This is a genomic window from Bradyrhizobium yuanmingense, assembly GCF_029167105.1.
Lineage (GTDB): Bacteria > Pseudomonadota > Alphaproteobacteria > Rhizobiales > Xanthobacteraceae > Bradyrhizobium > Bradyrhizobium yuanmingense_A.
Genome location: NZ_JARFML010000001.1, coordinates 23,744 through 39,317, shown reverse-complemented (window position 1 = coordinate 39,317; position 15,574 = coordinate 23,744). Strand labels below are relative to the sequence as shown.

Annotated in this window: 16 protein-coding genes; 6 read left to right on the top strand and 10 right to left on the bottom strand. The window is 66.4% G+C overall.

Annotated elements, in window-relative coordinates:
- Nucleotides 1-162: 162 nt before the first annotated feature.
- On the top strand, nt 163-396 hold the full coding sequence (locus P0R31_RS00210; protein ID WP_036011788.1) for a DUF6894 family protein: 234 nt from the start codon (nt 163-165) through the stop codon (nt 394-396).
- A gap of 9 nt (nt 397-405) precedes the next feature.
- Nucleotides 406-582, top strand: a complete 177-nt coding sequence (locus P0R31_RS00205) for a hypothetical protein (RefSeq protein WP_197424347.1) — start codon at nt 406-408, stop codon at nt 580-582.
- Between the two features lie 130 nt (nt 583-712).
- Here the strand turns inward: P0R31_RS00205 and P0R31_RS00200 are convergent, their stop codons facing one another.
- Nucleotides 713-1,486 (bottom strand): enoyl-CoA hydratase-related protein, encoded by a 774-nt coding sequence (locus P0R31_RS00200; RefSeq protein WP_275512352.1) that lies wholly within the window; start codon nt 1,484-1,486, stop codon nt 713-715.
- 119 nt (nt 1,487-1,605) lie between these two features.
- Between P0R31_RS00200 and P0R31_RS00195 the strand changes: the two genes are divergently transcribed.
- Together P0R31_RS00195 and P0R31_RS00190 are read left to right on the top strand one after the other, a co-directional pair.
- The gene (locus tag P0R31_RS00195; protein WP_275512351.1) at nt 1,606-3,195 is read left to right on the top strand and encodes a gamma-glutamyltransferase family protein; all 1,590 of its coding nucleotides are present in this window, start codon (nt 1,606-1,608) and stop codon (nt 3,193-3,195) included.
- A 143-nt stretch (nt 3,196-3,338) separates the two neighbouring features.
- On the top strand, nt 3,339-3,560 hold the full coding sequence (locus P0R31_RS00190; protein WP_275512350.1) for a hypothetical protein: 222 nt from the start codon (nt 3,339-3,341) through the stop codon (nt 3,558-3,560).
- A 53-nt stretch (nt 3,561-3,613) separates the two neighbouring features.
- Here the strand turns inward: P0R31_RS00190 and P0R31_RS00185 are convergent, their stop codons facing one another.
- Genes P0R31_RS00185 through P0R31_RS00170 form a run of 4 tightly spaced genes read right to left on the bottom strand, consistent with a single transcriptional unit; the run spans nt 3,614 to nt 7,081 of the window.
- Nucleotides 3,614-4,897 (bottom strand): NAD(P)/FAD-dependent oxidoreductase, encoded by a 1,284-nt coding sequence (locus P0R31_RS00185; protein WP_275512349.1) that lies wholly within the window; start codon nt 4,895-4,897, stop codon nt 3,614-3,616.
- A 12-nt stretch (nt 4,898-4,909) separates the two neighbouring features.
- Nucleotides 4,910-5,641 carry an amino acid ABC transporter ATP-binding protein gene (locus P0R31_RS00180; protein WP_275512348.1) on the bottom strand — a complete coding sequence of 244 codons (732 nt, stop codon included), beginning with the start codon at nt 5,639-5,641 and terminating at the stop codon, nt 4,910-4,912.
- Nucleotides 5,638-6,291 carry an amino acid ABC transporter permease gene (locus P0R31_RS00175; protein WP_275512347.1) on the bottom strand — a complete coding sequence of 218 codons (654 nt, stop codon included), beginning with the start codon at nt 6,289-6,291 and terminating at the stop codon, nt 5,638-5,640. The genes P0R31_RS00180 and P0R31_RS00175 overlap by 4 nt, the downstream gene beginning before the upstream one ends.
- Before the next feature lie 31 nt (nt 6,292-6,322).
- Nucleotides 6,323-7,081: an ABC transporter substrate-binding protein gene (locus tag P0R31_RS00170; protein WP_275512346.1), complete on the bottom strand. Its 759-nt coding sequence runs from the start codon at nt 7,079-7,081 to the stop codon at nt 6,323-6,325.
- Nucleotides 7,082-7,261: 180 nt separating this feature from the next.
- Between P0R31_RS00170 and P0R31_RS00165 the strand changes: the two genes are divergently transcribed.
- Nucleotides 7,262-7,906 carry a helix-turn-helix domain-containing protein gene (locus tag P0R31_RS00165; RefSeq protein ID WP_275512345.1) on the top strand — a complete coding sequence of 215 codons (645 nt, stop codon included), beginning with the start codon at nt 7,262-7,264 and terminating at the stop codon, nt 7,904-7,906.
- Between the two features lie 148 nt (nt 7,907-8,054).
- Here the strand turns inward: P0R31_RS00165 and P0R31_RS00160 are convergent, their stop codons facing one another.
- Nucleotides 8,055-9,320: a D-amino acid dehydrogenase gene (locus tag P0R31_RS00160; RefSeq protein ID WP_275512344.1), complete on the bottom strand. Its 1,266-nt coding sequence runs from the start codon at nt 9,318-9,320 to the stop codon at nt 8,055-8,057.
- Nucleotides 9,321-9,386: 66 nt separating this feature from the next.
- Nucleotides 9,387-10,715 (bottom strand): aspartate aminotransferase family protein, encoded by a 1,329-nt coding sequence (locus P0R31_RS00155; RefSeq protein ID WP_275512343.1) that lies wholly within the window; start codon nt 10,713-10,715, stop codon nt 9,387-9,389.
- A gap of 147 nt (nt 10,716-10,862) precedes the next feature.
- On the opposite strand from P0R31_RS00155, the gene P0R31_RS00150 reads away from it, so the two are divergent.
- A complete protein-coding gene (locus P0R31_RS00150) occupies nt 10,863-11,411 on the top strand; it encodes a cupin domain-containing protein (protein ID WP_275512342.1) in 549 nt (182 codons plus the stop codon).
- 194 nt (nt 11,412-11,605) lie between these two features.
- On the opposite strand, the gene P0R31_RS00145 is transcribed toward P0R31_RS00150, so the two are convergent.
- From P0R31_RS00145 to P0R31_RS00135, 3 genes are read right to left on the bottom strand one after another with little or no spacing between them, the layout of a single operon-like run.
- Entirely contained in the window at nt 11,606-13,867 is a 2,262-nt protein-coding gene (locus P0R31_RS00145; protein WP_275512341.1) for a xanthine dehydrogenase family protein molybdopterin-binding subunit, read from the bottom strand.
- Nucleotides 13,860-14,915, bottom strand: coding sequence for an FAD binding domain-containing protein (locus P0R31_RS00140; protein ID WP_275512340.1), 1,056 nt, complete (start codon nt 14,913-14,915; stop codon nt 13,860-13,862). Before P0R31_RS00140 ends, P0R31_RS00145 begins: the two co-directional genes overlap by 8 nt.
- Entirely contained in the window at nt 14,912-15,409 is a 498-nt protein-coding gene (locus tag P0R31_RS00135; RefSeq protein ID WP_275512339.1) for a (2Fe-2S)-binding protein, read from the bottom strand. The genes P0R31_RS00140 and P0R31_RS00135 overlap by 4 nt, the downstream gene beginning before the upstream one ends.
- Nucleotides 15,410-15,574 lie beyond the last annotated feature (165 nt).

Below are 15,574 nucleotides of genomic sequence, written 5' to 3'. Positions count from 1 at the left end.
CCGCGGCGCCGTCCAGTCATCACCCGCCTGTGATTAAACCTGTAACGACCTTGGGCCCGACCAATATCCGTAGATTTCCTTACCGGGCTCGACCCGAATGTTTCGCGAATGCTTGGGGTGGTATCGGTTTGCCGTCCCGATCGCTTTCTACAGGAGGCGCCTATGGTCCAGGTCTATTTTCACTGCTCCAACACCGAGGGCACGCTGATCGACCGCTACGGCGCCGCAGTCGCCAATCTGACCGAGGCGCGCGACCGCGCCGCTCAGATCATGAACTCGATGATCCAGACCCCCGGCGCCGAAGACTGGCGCGACTGGGTGATCCATGTCAGCGGCTCCGACGGCGAGGATCTGTTCGACCTCCCCTTCACCGCCATGCTCGGCAAGCCGCATTGAGGTGATGCCATGTTGCTCGCTTCATTGAGCCTGCTGCGCCAGCCCCTCAGCTTCGTCGCCACCCGATGGCAGACGCTGATCCGCGTCGCGGGCAACCCCTATCGGCCCGAGCTGCACTACATGCGCGGACCCGGCCCGAAATGGCGCGCCAAGTACCAGGCTAGCCGGCTGGATCGCTCGCACTGAGCGCGCGGCCGTAGAAATCTCACTAGTCGTCGTCATGGCCGGGCTTGTCCCGGCCATCCACGTTCTGGGGTAGCGGATACGAAGACGCGGATGCCCGGGGCATGACGAGACTGGGAACAAGTGCCCCGCCTCACCTCCCCGTAAACTTCGCCTTGCGCTTCTCCACGAACGCGTTGCGGCCTTCGATGGCGTCCGCGCTCTTGCGGATCGTGGCCTGAAGTTCGATCTCGCGGCGGAACTGCGCTTCAAAGGTCGAATGCTCGCTCTCCTCGACCAGTGCGCGGGTTGCGACCAAAGCGCGCGTCGGGCCTTCCGCCAGGCGGCGCGCCAAACCTAGCGCCTCGTCCATCAGATTAGCGTCGTCGACGACCTGCCGCACCAGGCCGATCTCCTGGGCGCGTTCCGCCGTCAGCGGCTCGTTCAGCAGCATCAGCTCGAGCGCGCGCTGCCGGCCGATCAACCGCGGCAGCAGCCAGGTCGAGCCGAGATCGGGCACCAGCGCGATGCGGCTGAACACCTGGATGAAGCTCGCCGAGCGCGCCGCGACGATGATGTCGCCGGCCATTGCGAGACTAAAGCCGCCGCCGGCGGCCACCCCATTGACGGCGACCACGACGGGCACGCGGCACTCGCGCAAGGCCTTGAAGGCGGGCCAGTAGAAGCGCATCACGCCGGCCGCGATGTCCTCGCCGAGCGCTTCGGAGGCCTTCAAATTCTGTCCCGAGCAAAAGCCGCGACCGGCGCCGGTGAGGATCAGGGCTCGGATGTCCTCGCCCAGCGTCATCTCGGCGACGGCGGTGGCAAGCGCGCCGAGCAGGTCCGGCGTCATCGCGTTGAGGCTGGCGGGCTCATCGAGTGTCAGGATCCCGACTGCGCCATCCCGCGCCTGTTTCACACCAGCCATGTCGCGCCTCCCTTTGGATGTTCTCGCTGGCGGCAATGTGCCATTGTCCGCGCGCTTCGCCAATTGCGGAGCCTCGCATTGAACGCAGCGAAGCCATCGACGAGCCTCGAGACGACACCATGCCGCACCAGTTCAGCCTCAACCAAACAATCCGCAAGCCCGCCGTCATCTCCAAGGGCGGCATCGTCGCCTCGCAATCGCGGCGGGCGGCTCAAGTCGGGGCGGAGGTGCTGGCCGCGGGCGGCGACTGCGTCGACGCGATCGTCGCGACCACGTTTGCCCTCAACGTCGTGGAGCCCTGGAACAGCGGTATCGGCGGCGGCGGTGCGATGGTGCTCTACCGCGCCAAGGAAAATCGCTATGAGGTGATCGACTACGGCATGTGCGCGCCGCAAAGTCTGCGCACGGCCGACTATCCGCTCAGTGGCGAAGGCGCGTCGTCCGACCTGTTTCCCTGGCCAAGGGTGAAGGACGATCGCAACATCCACGGCCCCGGCTCGATCGCCGTGCCCGGCGTCGTCGCCGGAATGGAAGAGGCGCACCGCCGCTATGCCAAAATGCCGTGGAAGGATCTGGTCGCGCCGGCAGCTCAGCTCGCCGGCGAGGGCCTGCTGGTCGATTGGTGGACGACGGTGACGATCGCCGGCTCGGCCGCCGATCTCAGGCGCTATCCCGCGAGCGCGGCCGCATATCTGAAGAACGGCCTGCCGCCGACCGCACCATGGGGCATCAAGGCTGAGACGCGGCTGCCGCAGGACGCCCTGAAGGCGACGTTGTCACACCTCGCCGAAGCGGGCGCGCGCGATTTCTATCAGGGCGATCTCGCCAGGAGCATTGCTTCCGACATCAAGGCCGACGGCGGCTCGCTGTCGGTGGAGGATCTCGCCGCATTCCGCGCCCATCTGCGTGAGCCGCTGGCGATCCCCTATCGCCAGGGCAAGGTGTTCGCGACCCCGGAGCTCACCGCGGGCCCGACGATGGCGCATGCGCTGCGCCTGCTGCAGCAGAGCTTGACGCCGGCAGACGCGCCGGATGCCGCCGCCTATGTCGAATATGCGCGCGCCCTGCAGGCCGCCTTCCGCGAGCGTCTCAAGGATATGGGCGATGCCGACGGTAAGCGCTCGCTCGGCGCCGAATATCTGGCGCCCGCCTGCACCACGCATTTCTCGGTGGTCGATCGTCACGGCAACATCGCGGCGGTGACGCAGACGCTGCTCTCGTCGTTCGGCTCGCGATATGTGACACCGCACACCGGCATCACCATGAACAACGGCATCATGTGGTTCGACCCGACGCCCGGCACCACCAACTCGCTTGCACCCGGCAAGCGCTGCCTCTGCAACTACACGCCCGTCATTGCCGAGACCAAGGACGGCAAGCGCCTCGCCGTCGGCGCCTCCGGCGGCCGCCGCATCCTGCCCGCGGTGATGCAGCTCGTGTCCTTCGCGGTGGATTACGGCATGGACCTGGATGCTGCCATCCACCAGCCCCGCATCGACGCCAGTGAAGGCGCGGTGGTGATTGGCGATGCGCGCCTGCCGGCGGAGGTGCGCGAAACGCTGGCCGCGCGCTTCGACTATGAAGAGAGCCGGCTGCAGGCGGTGCCGCAGAAGTTCGCCTTCCCGAGCGTCGTGATGCGCGAGGGCGAGCTCAATTCCGGCGCGGTCGAGATTTTCCAGCCCTGGGCCGATGCGGTGGCTGAGGCTTGACTTCGCTCGAAATGCCAGCGCGCGTTGAGCGCTCGCGCGATTGCGCATCTACGCGAGCGTCATGACTCCTCCACATTCGCGGGGAACCTACTTGCTCAGCGTTCGTTCACTGAACGGACAATGCGCTCGCCCCACTGGAGGACATGATGAAGAAACTTGCGTTCGCCGCGTCGCTGATCATTGCGGCCGGCTTCACATTTGCAGGCCCCGTGCTGGCGAAGGGTGGGCATGGCCACGGACACGGTCATGGCCATAAGATCGGCCATCATCACCATTTCACGCCGCCCGGCTGGTCGCATGGACGCAAGGTCGGCTGGCGCGGTCACGCGTGCCCGCCCGGACTGTGGAAGCAGGGTCGCTGCTAAAGCCGATCTAGGATACAAGCAAGGCGTCGCTCCTCACCGAACGGCGCCTTCTTTCATATGCCGAGCCGGTCCCGCACCCGGCCCGCGATCACGGCGGTGGTCACGCCGACCGGCCAGAACGCGTGCATCGGGATCGGCTTGATGCCCGTGATGGGCATGTCGATCTCTGTCCTGGCGCCGCCGATCAGGCGGCGGGCGAGCTGCGCGCCCATCGCGGTCGAAAGCGCGACACCGCGGCCATTGCAGCCGAGCGAGATCAAAACGCTCTCGGCGGGCTCGTGCACGTGGGGGTAATGATCCCCGGTAATGGCGAGCCGGCTGTTCCAGCCGTGGGTCCAGGCGACGCCCTTGAGCTGCGGCCAGAGTCGCTCCGCATAACGCATGAGATAGGCGACGTCATGCGGCGACTTGATCCAGCGCATCGGGCCGCGTCCGCCCATCAACAGTCGATTCTGCTGATCGATGCGGTAGTAAACGGTGATGTGGCCGCTCTCGTAGAGGACGGGGCGCGTCGGCATGATCGAACGGGCGACTGCGTCGGAAAGCGGCGCGGTGGCGGCGATCGAGGAAAACACCGGCACGATGGTGCGGCGGAGCGCCGGCCAGAGATTGTCGGTGAAGCCGTTGGTGGCGAGCAAGATCTTGTCGGCATGAACAACCGCCCGCGGCGTCTCGATGCGCCAGCGCGTTCCCTCGCGGCGTAGCGACAACGCCGGCGTCTCGCTATGAACCTTCGCGCCCGCCGAAATCGCGGCGCGCGCAAGACCACGGGCGTAGCTCAGGGGATGCAGATCGCCGCCGCTTCTATCGAACATGGCGCCGATGTAACGATCGGTGCCGGTCATGTCGCGGAGCTGCTCGCGCTCGAGATACGTCACCGGCATGCCGCGGCGGATGCATTGCTGCGCGGTCTTCTCGATCGCGGCGGCGCTGCTCTCATTGTAAGCCGCGCGCAAGGTACCGCTCTGCCGCGCTTCGCACGGGATCTGGTAACGGCGGATCAAATCGTGCGTGAAGTTGGTCGTGCCGTAGGCGAACGCGATCATGCGGCGGCCGAGCTCGCTGCCGAAATCGGCCTCGATCTTGTCAGGATCGTGCTTCAGGCCGGGATTGGTGTGGCCGCCATTGTTGCCGGACGCGCCCCAGCCCGGCTCTTGCGCCTCCAGCACCAGCGCCTCGACGCCCTGCTCCGCCAGGTGCAGCGCGGTGGAGAGGCCGGTGTAACCGCCGCCGACGATCGCGACCGAGACGCTTCTGTCGACATCGAGCGGCGGCGTGGCAACCGGCGCCACGGCGGTGTCGGCATAGAGCGAAGGCGGCAGAGGCAGGCGCGTCATGGAAAAGTCCGGTCAGAGCGGATGCAGCACGCGGCGCAGGAAGTCCTGCGTCCGCGCGTGCTGCGGTTGATTGAGCACCGATTTCGCGTGTCCTTGCTCGACGATGACGCCGCCGTCGATGAACAGAACGCGATCGGCGACATCGCGGGCAAAGCCCATCTCGTGGGTGACGACGACCATGGTCATGCCGTCGTCGGCGAGCTTGCGCATGACGCCGAGGACGTCGCCGACCAGCTCGGGGTCGAGCGCCGAGGTCGGCTCGTCGAACAGGATCGCCTTGGGCTGCATGGCGAGCGCCCGCGCGATGGCGACGCGCTGCTGCTGGCCACCGGAGAGCTGCGGCGGATGCGCATCGGCCTTTTCCGCAAGCCCGACCTGAGCGAGCAGCGCGCGGCCGCGCTCAAGCACCTGGGCGCGCGGCTCCTTCTTCACGTAGAGCGGACCTTCGACGACGTTCTCCAGCGCGGTGCGATGTGGAAACAAATTGAAGCGCTGGAACACCATCGAGACCTGGGTGCGGATGTTCACGATCGACGGCGCGTCGCGATCGACCTTCAAGCCTTCGACGCTGATCTCGCCGCGGTCGTAGCTTTCGAGACCGTTGATGCAGCGCAGGATGGTCGACTTGCCGGAGCCGGAGGGACCGATGATGCAGACCACCTCGCCCTTCTCGACCGAGGCCGTGATGCCCTTGAGCACCTCGACCTGGCCGAAGCTCTTGTGGACGTCCTTGAGCTTGATCATCGTTTGCCGGCCCGCTTTTCGAAGTGACGGACCAAGAGGATCAGCGGGATGCTCATGGTGAGATACATCAGCGCAACAAGCGTGAACACGCTGGTGTTCTTGAAGGTCGAGGACGCGATCAGCTTGCCCTGCAGCGCGAGCTCGGCGACCGTGATGGTCGAGGCCTGCGAGGAATCCTTCAGCATCATGATCATGACATTGCCGTAGGGCGGCAGCACGATGCGCACGGCCTGCGGCAGCACCACGCGCCGCATGGTGAGCCACCAGCCCATGCCGATCGACTGCGCCGCCTCGATCTGGCCCTTGTCGATGGCCTCGATGCCGGCGCGGAAGTTCTCGGCCTGATAGGCCGAATAGGCGATGCCGAGCCCGAGGATCGCAGCCTGCAACGCGCTGAGCGTAACGCCGAGATCGGGCATCACGAAGTAGAGGTAGAACAACAGCACGATGATCGGGATGCCGCGGATCACGTTGATCAGGCTGGCGCTGAGCATCGACAGCGCCTTGATGCCGGAGACCCGCATCATCGCCCAGACGAGGCCCAGGACCGTCGAGAGCAGCAGCGAGCCCACGGTGACGACGATCGTCAGCGCGACGCCGTTCAGCAGGATCGGGAAGAACTCGACGGCATCGCGCCAGAAGCCTTTCATCGGGCAGCCTTCATCGATCAGACGCTGACGATCAACCTTGTGCCTTCAGGCCCCATTTATCGAGGATCTTGTCGATGGTGCCGTTGGCTTTAAGCTTCGCCAGCGAGGTGTTGATCTTGCCGAGCAGCGCGCTCTCGCCCTTGCGCACGCCGATGCCGACCGAGCCGACCGTGACGGGCTTGTAACCGTCGACCAGGCGCACCTCGGGGAAGCCGCCCTGCTTCAGATTGTAGGCGAGGATCGGATAATCGGCGTAGCCCGCCTTGAGGCGACCGGTGTTCACGTCGCGCAGGATGTCCGGGATGGTGTCGTAAGCCTTCACGTCGGCGAACAGGCCGGTCTTCTTCAGCGCGTCGACGAAGGCGGTGCCTACTTGCGCGCCGACGGTCTCGCCCTTCAAATCCTCCTGCGTGGCGTAAGCCTTGGTGTCGGTCTTCGGCACCACCAGACCTTCACCATAACTGTAGATCGGGTCGGAGAAGTCGATGACCTCCTTGCGCGGCGCGGTGATGAACATCGCAGCCGCAATGATGTCGATCTTGCTCGAGGTCAGCGACGGGATCAGTGCCGAGAACGCCATCGGCTCGATCTGCACGCTGAGGCCGGCATCCTTGCCGATCTCGGTGATGAGATCGACCATGATGCCCTGGATGGTGTTGGTCTTGGTGTCGAGGAAGGTGAAGGGAATGCCTGTCGGCGTCGAGCCGACCTTCAGCACCTGTTGCGCCGAAGCCGGCACAGCTGTGGCAATGGCGAGCGCCGCGAAAACGGCTTGAACAAAACGCTTCATCGCATCCCCCTTTTGGGCCTGGCCGGCGGCGGCACACGCGCATGTCGCGATCAAACGTTGCGGGCCGGCCCGTTTCGGCCTATTTTCACCAATATGAAAATTTGGTCACACTTTCGCGGACGATGCAAGTGGTTTTCATGCACATGAAGGAAGCGGTTTGACGTGAGCGGTGGCAAAAGAATGCGCAAACCGGCCGCCGCGAAGCCGGCCAAGAAGAGGCCGGCCAAGGTGAAAGCCAAAGTGGCCGAGCCGGCGATGGACGTCGCGGTCGGCCGCCGCATCCGGGATCTCAGGCGGACCAGGCAATTCTCGCTGGAGACGGTCGCCGCGCGCACGGAGCTGTCGATCGGCTTCCTCAGCCAGATCGAGCGAGGGCTGTCGTCGCCGTCGCTGCGGGTGCTGGCGACGCTCGCCGACGTGCTCGGCGTCGGCATCGCCGCATTGTTCGGCGCGAGCCCGAGCGCCGACGGCGCATCGGACCAGGTGGTGACGCGCGGCGTGCAGCGGCCCGAATTGAAGCTGTGGCGCACCGGCGTGTCCAAGCAATTGTTGAGCCCGGCGAGCAGCGACAACAAGCTCAATCTGTTCCTGGTGCATCTGGAGCCCGGCGGCTCCACCGGCGACGAGCTCTACACCCATGACGGCGAAGAGGCCGGCCTCGTGCTCGAGGGCGAGATGATGCTGACGGTGGACAGCCAGACGTGGTCGCTGAAAACAGGCGACAGCTTTCGTTTCGCGAGCCGAAGGCCGCACCGGTTTTCCAATCCGGCGCAGGATGCGAAGGCCGTGGTGCTGTGGGTGAATTGCGTGACGGGGGCGGGGTAGCTGCTCTCAACGCACGCGGCGGCTGGAAGAAATCCGCGGCGTCTCCACGCCGTCATTGCGAGCGCAGCGAAGCAATCCAAAGTCTCACCGCGGAGACAGCCTGGATTGCTTCGTCGCAAGGGCTCCTCGCAATGACGCGGATAGAGCCTTAGCCAAACCGGTGCTTGTACCGCTCCACCGACAGCGCACTGACGTCGATGTCCGGCTTCTTGCCCGACAGCATGTCGGCGAGCACGCGGCCCGAGCCGCAGGACATGGTCCAGCCGAGCGTGCCGTGGCCGGTGTTGAGGTGGAGGTTGGCGTAGTGGGTCCGGCCGATCACCGGCGGGCCGTCCGGCGTCATCGGGCGCAGGCCGCTCCAGAACGTCGCCTTGGACAGATCGCCGCCGCGCGGGAACAGGTCGGTCAGCGAATGATCGAGCGTGGCGCGGCGCGCGTCGTAGAGCTTGGCCGAATAGCCGGAGATTTCGGCGGTGCCGCCGACGCGGATGCGATTGCCGAGGCGGGTGATCGCGACCTTGTAGCTCTCGTCCATCACGGTCGATTCCGGCGCGCCGGAGGCGTCCTTGATCGGCACCGTGATCGAATAGCCCTTCACCGGATAGACCGGCAGCGAGATGCCGAGCGGCGCGACGAGCCGCGACGACCAGCTGCCGAGCGCGAGCACGTAGGCATCTGCCTGCAACAGGCCGGCGCCAGTCGCGACACCGCTGACACGCGCGCCCTCGGTGACGATACGGTCGATCGAGGTGTTGAACAGGAAGCGCACGCCGAGCGCCTGCGCGTGCTTTGCCAGCGCCTGCGTGAACATGTGGCAATCGCCGGTCTCGTCCTGCGGCAGGCGAAGCCCGCCGACGAACTTTTCCTTCACGCCGGCGAGTGCCGGCTCGGCGGCGATGCAGCCCTCGCGGCTCAGCACCTCGAAGGGCACGCCATATTGCTTGAGCACGGCGATGTCCTCGGCGGTGCCGTCGAGCTGGGCCTGGTAGCGAAACAGCTGCAGCGTGCCTTGCGAGCGCTCGTCATACTGAATGCCGATATCGCGGCGCAGATCGCGCAACGCATCGCGGCTGTATTCCGCGATCGGGATCATCCGGCTCTTGTTGACCGCATAGCGCGCGCTGGTGCAGTTGCGCAGCATCTTGAGCAGCCAGCCCCACATGACAGGATCGAGCTTCGGCCGGATCACCAGCGGGCCGTGCTTCATCAACAGCCACTTGATCGCCTTCACCGGCACGCCGGGGCCGGCCCAGGGCGAGGAATAGCCGGGCGACACCTCGCCGGCATTGGCGAAGGAGGTCTCCAGTGCCGGCTCCGGCTGACGGTCGACGACCGTCACCTCATGGCCGGCACGCGCGAGGTAGTAGGCAGAGGTGACACCGATGACACCGCTGCCGAGGATCAGAACTTTCACGCTTCGTCAAACTCCCGCGACGCTCGCCGCTGCAAGGACACAACTCGCTAGCGGCGAGAGCAATTTTCAGGCCACCTTCTTGATGGCGTCGCCGAGGATCGAGATCATCCGGTCGATGTGGCTCTTCTCGACGATGAGCGGGGGCGACATCGCAACGGAATCGCCACCGGTGCGCAGATAGAGGCCGCTATTGAAGCATTCGACCAGCATGTCGTATCCGCGTGCGCCGACCACGCCGCCACGCGGTGCGAGCTCGACCGCGCCCATCAGGCCGCAATTGCGGATGTCGACGACGTTGGGCAGACCTTTGAGCGAATGCAACGCATCGCGCCAGTATTCGGCGAGCGAAGCGCCGCGCGTGAGCAGGCCTTCGTCCTTGTAGATGTCGAGCGTCGCGATGCCCGCGGCGCAGGCCACCGGATGCGCCGAATAGGTGTAGCCGTGAAACAGCTCGATCTGGTTCTCCGGGCCGGTCATCATGCCGTCATGCACCTTGCGGCTCGCAAACACGGCGCCGCAGGGCACGGTGCCGTTGGTGATGCCCTTGGCCGTCGTCATCAGATCAGGCGTGACGCCGAAGAAATTGGCGGCGAACGGCGTGCCGAGACGGCCGAAGCCGGTGATGACCTCGTCGAAGATCAAGAGAATGCCGTGCTTGTCGCAGATCTCGCGCAGGCGCTGCAGATAGCCCTTCGGCGGCGGCAGCACCGCGGTCGAACCCGGCACCGGCTCGACGATGACGGCCGCGATGGTCTCGGCGCCGTGCAGTGCGACCAGACGCTCGAGATCGTCGGCGAGCTCCGCGCCATGCTCGGGCAGGTCCTTGGCGAAGGCGTTGCGGGTGAGATCATGGGTGTGGCGGATGTGGTCGACGCCCGGCAGCAGGGTGGTGAAGGCGCGGCGGTTGGCGACCATGCCGCCGACCGAGGTGCCGCCGAAGCCGACGCCGTGATAGCCGCGCTCGCGACCGATCAGCCGGGTGCGGCTGGCCTGGCCGTTGGCGCGGTGATAGGCGAGCGCGATCTTCAGCGCGGTGTCGACCGACTCGGAACCGGAATTGGTGAAGAAGACGCGGTCGAGGCCCTTCGGGGCGATTTCGGCAAGGCGCTCGGCGAAGTCGAATGCCAGCGGATGGCCCATCTGGAACGACGGCGCGAAGTCCAGCGTCATCAGCTGGCGCTCGACGGCGGCGGCGATCTGCTTGCGGCCGTGGCCGGCATTGACGCACCAGAGCCCGGCGGAGCCGTCGATCACCTGGCGGCCGTCGACGCTGGTGTAGTACATGCCCTCGGCCGAGGAGAACAGGCGCGGCGACTTCTTGAACTGCCGGTTGGCCGTGAACGGCATCCAGTACGAATCGGTCTTGATGGTGTTCGGAATCTGATGAAGGGTCACGGCCGCGCTCCTTTGCTGATCCCATAGCTGAGCCATGGCTTGGAAAGCGCAACAAGTCCTTTTCTGGTGCCCTGCAAGCCATTGATTTAGCTGGGGCTGCCGGTCCATATTTGCGCGATCCGCAACACCTGCAACACGGGATATGGCATGAGCGTCGACATCGGTGGACGGCTGCGATTCATCCGGGCGCGCCACAAGCTGTCGCAGCGCGAGCTGGCCAAGCGCGCCGGCGTCACCAATTCGACGATCTCGCTGATCGAATCCAACCAGATGAACCCGTCGGTCGGCGCGCTCAAGCGCATCCTCGACGGCATCCCAATGGGGCTCGCCGAGTTCTTTGCGCTGGAGCCGGAGTCCCGGCGCAAGATCTTCTACCGCGCCGAGGAGCTCACCGAGGTCGGCAAGAAGCCGATCTCCTATCGGCAGGTCGGCGACAATCTGTTCGGCCGCACCCTGCAGATCCTCAAAGAGCGCTACGAGCCCGGCAGCGACACCGGACGCGTGCATCTCGTCCATGACGGCGAGGAAGGCGGCATCGTGATCTCGGGCAAGCTCGAGGTCACCGTCGAGGACGAGCGCCGCATCCTCAATCCCGGCGATGCCTATTATTTCGAGAGCCGCCGCCCGCATCGCTTTCGCTGCGTCGGCGGCAAGCCGTGCGAGGTGATCTCGGCCTGCACGCCGCCGACGTTCTGACGGCGCGATCGGCCCGGCGCGGCTCGTTCACCTCTCCCGCTTGCGGGGGAGGTCGCGCCGAAGGCGCGGGTGAGGGCTCTTCCTCTGGGGGATTGTCCCATTGCGGAGACACCCTCTCCCCAACCCTCTCCCGCAAGCGGGAGAGGGAGCGCAATTCCCATCGTTGCAGCGCTTTGGCCTCATTTCAACGTGCTTCAACCCTGCGTCAGCAACTCCTCGATCCGGATCGGAAAGCGTCGGACGCGCACGCCGGTGGCGTGCCAGACCGCGTTGGCGACCGCGCCGGCGCTGCCGGTGATGCCGATCTCGCCGACACCCTTGATGCCAAGCGCATTGACGTGCGGATCGTGCTCCTCGACGGTGATGACGTCGAGCGGCGGCACGTCGGCATTCACGGGGATATGGTACTCGCCGAGATTGGCATTCATGATCCGTCCGCTGCGGCGGTCGGTGACGGCCTCCTCATGCAGCGCGAAGGACAGGCCCCAGATCATGCCGCCGAACAGCTGGCTCTGCACCATGCGCGGATTGACGATGCGCCCGGCGGCGAAGGCGCCGACCATGCGGGTGAGGCGGACCTGGCCCAGCTCGGGATCGACCTTCACCTCGGCGAACACCGCGCCGTGGGCATGCATCGCATATTGCTCCATCGCCGCAGGGTTCGCCGCGCCGGTGCCGCGGGCCTCGATCTCGGCGAGGCCCGCGCGCGCGAGAATCTCGGCATAGCTCTCGCTCCGGCTCTCGTCGTCGCGGCGGATCAGCCTGCCGTCGCGCGCGATCACGCCGGCATTGCCGGCGCCGAACAGCGGCGAGCGCTCGTCGCTGGTGGCGAGATCGGCGAGCTTTCCGATCACGGCCGCACCGGCGCTGTGGATCGCAGCGCCTGCCGTTGCCGTGTGCGCCGAGCCGCCGGCGATGCCGGCATCGGGCAGGTCGGACGTGCCGGACTTGAAGTCGAGGCGGTCGATGTCGAGGCCGACGGCATCGGCCGCAATCTGCGCCAGCGCGGTCCAGGCGCCCTGCCCCATGTCATGCGCGCCGATCTCCATCACGCCGGAGCCGTCGCGGCGGATCGCCGCGCGCGCCTCGGCCTGGAACATCAGCGCCGGGAAGGTCGCCGTGCCCATGCCCCAGCCGACCAGGAGACCGGCATCGTCGCGCATCTGCCGCGGCTGCAGCGGACGCTTGGCCCAGCCGAAGCGCGCGGCGCCCTGCTCGTAGCAGGCCCGCAGCGCCTTGGAGGAGAAAGGCCGCCCCGTCATCGGCTCGACCTCGGCGTAGTTCTTCAGGCGGAAGGCGAGCGGATCCATGCCGCAGGCGAAGGCCATCTCGTCGATCGCGCTCTCGAGCGCGATCGAGCCCGTCGCCTCGCCCGGTGCGCGCATGAACAGCGGCGTGCCGGTGTTGACGCGCACGGCATCGTGCGAGGTGCGGATCGCGGGCGCCGCGTAGAGCGTGTGCGAGGCACCGGCGGCGGGCTCAAAGAAGTCGTCGAACGTGCTCGACACGGTCCGCGCGTGATGATCGAGCGCGGTCAGGCGTCCCTCTGCGTCTGCGCCGATCCGCAGCCGCTGACGCGTCGGCGCGCGGTGGCCGACCGGGCCATACATCTGCTCGCGGCGCAGCACCAGCTTGACCGGCTTGCCCACCAGCTTCGCCGCCATCACGCCCAGCACCTGCGGGCCGGCCATCAGGCCCTTCGAGCCGAAGCCGCCGCCGAGGAAGGGACTGCGGATGTGGATCTTCTCGTGCGCGATGCCGAACAATTCGGCAACACGCGCCAGCGACAGCGCCAGGCCCTGAGTCGGCATGTCGATCTGCAGATTGTCGCCGTTCCACGCCGCGACGATAGAATGCGGCTCCATCGCGTTGTGATATTGAGGCGGCGTCTCGTAAGTCGCGTCGATCTGCTTGTCGGCCGCAGCGAGGCCGGCTTCGACATCTCCATGGTGACTTTCCGCGGGATTGCCGACGCCGACGACTGGCGGCGCGAAACTCTCGCCGGCGTCGAGGCCGACAAGCGGAGGCAACGTCTCATACCGCGGCGCCAGCAGCGCCGCGCCTTCCGTTGCTGCCTCCAGCGTCTCGGCGATCACGACGGCGATCGGCTGGTTGGCGTAGCGCACCTCGTCGCTCTGCAGCACCTCCATCCGGAACACGAACGGATTGGTCTTGATTTCCGGATCGATCGCGAGCTGCGGCTTGTGATCGGGCGTCATGACGTCGACGACGCCGGGATGGCGTTTTGCGGCAGCGACATCGAGCGAGACCACACGGCCTCGCGCGGTGGTGGAGACGGCCATCACCGCAAACAGCATGCCCTGCGGATGATTGTCCGCGGCATAGGTCGCCCGCCCCGTCACCTTGAGGATGCCGTCACGGCGGGTCAGCGGCTGGCCGATATTCGAGCCGTGCCGCAGATGTGCGGGAGCACTGGTCAAATTGAGCTCAGGCATGGATGGCTCCGGAAGTCGATGCAAAGGGAGAGGCCGGCAGGGCGGGGATCCGCGCAGGCGTGCCGGCAGCGGCCAAGGTCAGCGCGCGCACGACGATGCGGCGCGCGAGCTCGATCTTGAAGGCGTTGTCGCCCGACGGCTTTGCGCCCTCGAGCGCGCGCCGGGCGGCCTCCTGGAACGCGTCGGCGGTCGGCGCGACGCCCTTGAGGGCGTCTTCCGCTGCACGGGCGCGCCAGGGCTTTGCGGCGACGCCGCCGAGCCCGAGCCGTGCTTCCGCGATCCTGCCGTTCTCGATCCGCAGCGCAGAAGCGGCCGAGACGACGGCAAAGGCATAGGAGGTGCGCTCGCGAACCTTGAGGTAACGCGCATGCGCGGCAAAGCCGCGGGCGGCGGGCGGCAGGCGCACGGCGACGATGAGATCGCCGGGCTCGAGCACGGTGTCGCGCTCGGGCGCATCGCCCGGCAGGCGGTGCAGTTCGTCGAGCGCGATCTCGCGCCGGCCGCCCCTGCCCTCGATCTCGACGATGGCATCGAGCGCGACCAGCGGCACGCAGAAGTCGGAGGGGTGCGTGGCGATGCAGCTTTCGCTCCAGCCGAGCACGGCATGACTGCGGTTCTCGCCCTCGCGCGCGTCGCAGCCGGAGCCAGGTGTGCGCTTGTTGCAGCGGCTGGCGGTGTCGTAGAAATACGCACAGCGCGTCCGTTGCAACAGATTGCCGCCGACGGTGGCGGCATTGCGCAGTTGAGCCGACGCGCCGGAGAGCAGCGCCTCGGCCACCGCCGGATAGGACCGCGCGAACTCGGCATCATGGGCGAGATCGGCGTTGCTCACCAGTGCGCCGATGCGCAGCGAACCGTCGGCGAGAGTCTCGATTCCGTCGAGCCCATCGAGATGCGTGACGTCGACCAGCCGGTCCGGACGGCTGACGCCGCCCTTCATCAGATCGAGCAGATTGGTGCCGGCGGCAAGAAAGACCGCGCCGGGCTGGGCCGCCGCCGCAACGGCTTCAGTGATCGTGGCCGGCCTGACATAATCGAACTGTTTCATGCGGAGCGCCTCTGATTGGTCTCGTCCATCCGTCCTTGCGCGTCCAGCACGGCATCGACGATGCCGACGTAAGCGCCGCAGCGGCACAGATTGCCGCTCATGCATTCGCGGATACGCTCGGGATCGTTGCCGGCCTGCGCCTCCTTGATCATGCCGATCGCGCTCATAATCTGGCCCGGCGTGCAGAAGCCGCATTGGAAGCCGTCATGGGCGATGAAGGCCGCCTGCACCGGATGAAGCTGGTCGCCGCGCGCGAGGCCTTCGATGGTGAGAATGTCCGCCCCATCGTGGCTGATGGCGAGGGCGAGGCAGGAGTTGATGCGCTTGCCATCGACGAGAATGGTGCAAGCACCGCACTGGCCGCGGTCGCACCCTTTCTTAGTTCCGGTCAGGTGGAGGCGCTCACGCAGGAGATCAAGCAGCGTGACGCGCGGATCGTCGAGGACGAAATCGCGCCGCGCACCGTTCACGGTGAGGCTGATGGAGTGGTTCATACAAGGCTCCGATCAGAAATGGACATGAGTCATCGTGCAGCGCGCCACCGCCGTGGCCGCCGTCGAATGGCGCCGCCCGAACGCGATGCGGCCGACGCACGACCCGAAGATACGGAGGCACCCTCCGTTTAACAAGAGTGGCGCGGAAAAATTTGGAATTCGTCA